At 73.9% G+C, this 2,272-nt stretch carries 3 protein-coding genes and 1 pseudogene; all 4 read right to left on the bottom strand.

The window, feature by feature from the left end:
* Positions 1-257 (bottom strand): precorrin-8X methylmutase (locus tag JNW87_RS37845; RefSeq protein ID WP_238455382.1); only part of this gene is annotated, 257 nt, incomplete at its 3' end.
* The gene (locus tag JNW87_RS37840; RefSeq protein WP_238455381.1) at positions 254-1,333 is read right to left on the bottom strand and encodes a HoxN/HupN/NixA family nickel/cobalt transporter; all 1,080 of its coding nucleotides are present in this window, start codon (positions 1,331-1,333) and stop codon (positions 254-256) included. The genes JNW87_RS37845 and JNW87_RS37840, both read right to left, overlap by 4 nt.
* Positions 1,330-1,572, bottom strand: coding sequence for a DUF362 domain-containing protein (locus tag JNW87_RS41125; RefSeq protein WP_109800325.1), 243 nt, complete (start codon positions 1,570-1,572; stop codon positions 1,330-1,332). Before JNW87_RS41125 ends, JNW87_RS37840 begins: the two co-directional genes overlap by 4 nt.
* Positions 1,569-2,078 (bottom strand): annotated as a pseudogene (locus tag JNW87_RS37830) (SAM-dependent methyltransferase); the annotation flags it as partial. The pseudogene JNW87_RS37830 and the gene JNW87_RS41125, both read right to left, overlap by 4 nt.
* Between the last annotated feature and the right edge of the window lie 194 nt (positions 2,079-2,272).

Below are 2,272 nucleotides of genomic sequence, written 5' to 3'. Positions count from 1 at the left end.
AGGCTGAGCCTGCGGCGTCCCCCGTCAGACGAAACCGGCGAAGGAGCTCGGGCTCCGGGGTGAACTGAGCACGCCCTTTGGAGTGAAATCAGCCAACTCTCGTCGCAGACCAGGCCCGTGACGTAGTCGAGGTCGGCGCTGGCGTGCACCACCCGCTCGGTGACCGCCCGGGTCAGCGGCGGCAGGTGGGTCAGGTCGACCCGGGACCGCAGGATGCGGTAGGACTCCTGCTCGATGGGGTGCACGACACGAGTCATCGGCCCGCCTGCCCGTACCGGCGGTCGAAGCCGCGCAGCCGCCACACCACGATCGCGCCGCCCCAGGCCAGCGCGAACAGCGCCACCACCGCGTAGCCGAGCTGCTCGAAGTGGTCGGCGATCGAGGCGTACCCGGCGAGCGCGGTGACGCCGAAGCGGTCGGTGAGCAGCGCGGCCAGGTAGACGGTGGCGACCAAGCCGCCGACCAGCACGGTCATCCCGGTGGTGGCCAGGTTGTACCAGAGCCGCCGGGCCGGCTGCCGGTACGCCCACGAGTAGGCGCGGCTCATCAGCAGGCTGTCCGCGGTGTCCATGGCGGACATTCCGGCGGCGAAGAGGAGCGGCAGGGTGAGCAGGGCCAGCACCGGCAGGCCACCGGCCGCCGCGGTGCTGGCGGAGAGCGCCAGCAGGGTCACCTCGCTGGCCGTTTCCAGGCCGAGGCCGAAGAGGAACCCGACCGGGGCCATGTGCCACGAGGAGCGGACCAGCGTCCGGGCGCGGGCGCCGAGCACCCGGTGCAGCAGCCCCCGGTTGAGCAGCAGCAGGTCCAGCTCGGACTCGTCCAGCGCCCCGCCGCGCAGCCGCCGCCAGAGCCGGGCCAGCCCGGTCAGCACCACGGCGTTGAGCACGGCGACCAGCGCCAGGAACAGCGTGGCGGCGATCACGGCGATCGTCGCGCCGACCTCGCGGATCCGGGTCAGCCCGGTGCCGGTGAAGTGCGCCGAGGCGAGGCCGATCACCAGGGCGAGCAGCAGCACCACGGCGCTGTGCCCGAGGGCGAAGAAGAAGCCGACGCCGACCGGCCGCCGGCCGCGCAGGAGCATCAGCCGGGTGGTGTCGTCGATCGCCGCGATGTGATCGGCGTCGAAGGCGTGCCGCACCCCCAGCAGGTACGCCAGGGTGCCGGCGCCGGCCAGCCCGCCGGCCGCCACCGGCTGGTGGTTCCAGTACAGGTACAGGCTGACGCCGACGACGTGCAGCATGGCGACGGCGCAGACGATGCCGCCGAGGCGCACCCGCTCGGCTCGGCTCCACCGGCCGGTGGGCGGGGCGACGGTGGTCTGGGTGGCGGTCATCGTTCTCCTCGGTTCTCGGGGTTGACGCGGATGGCGTCCACGGGGCAGATCTCCAGGCATTCCAGGCAGCCGGTGCACCGGTCGGCGCGGACGGTCAGGCCGCCGGGGACCGGGCGCAGGGCGTGCTCGGGGCAGGTCAGCAGGCAGGCGCCGCAGCCCTGGCAGGCGTCGACGGTCACCGGCGCGGTCCGCCCGGCGCCGACGGGCGCGGGCGGGGCCGGCGGCGGGCCGGCGGTCACGGGTGCCACCGGTAGCCGCGGGGCGTGACCATCCGGCCGGCCACGATCCGGGTCTGCGAGCTGCCGACGACGACCACGCTGTACATGTCGACCAGCGCCGGGTCGAGGGTGGCCAGGGTGGCCAGGTGCACCCGCTCGCCGGGCCGGCTGGCGTTGCGCACCACGCCGACGGGGGTGTGCGGCGGGCGGTGCGCGGCGAAGGTCCGCAGGGCCGCGCCGAGCTGCCAGTCCCGGGCCCGGCTGCGCGGGTTGTAGAGCAGCGCCACGAAGTCCCCCTCGGCGGCGGCGGCGACCCGGCGCGCGATGACCTCCCACGGGGTGTGCAGGTCGGACAGGCTCAGGTAGGCGTGGTCGTGGCCGAGCGGCGCACCGAGCAGCGCGGACGCGGCGAGCGCGGCGGTCACCCCGGGCACGCCGACGACGTCGATCCGCTCGTCGGCGTGGTCGAGGGCGGGGCTGGCCATCGCGTACACCCCGGCGTCGCGACCTGGCCCGCCGCTTCCCGTCCTGACCGACAGCGGGCCGGCGCCCGAGCGAAAGCCACGGACCGGGGTGAATCGCGGACCCAACTGCAAGATCGCCGGGGTGGGGGTGCGGCGAGGGGGCTGACAACTGCTCACTCTCCCGTGATCAAACATACGAATATATGAGTGTTAGTATCGTTCTGTGAAGCTTGCTGAGTGGGCGCGCCGTAACGGTG

Source organism: Micromonospora sp. ATA51, assembly GCF_016802855.1.
In the GTDB taxonomy this organism is placed as follows: domain Bacteria; phylum Actinomycetota; class Actinomycetes; order Mycobacteriales; family Micromonosporaceae; genus Micromonospora; species Micromonospora sicca.
The sequence above is the reverse complement of the archived record's forward strand: the minus strand, read 5'-3'. Positions and strand labels throughout refer to the sequence as shown.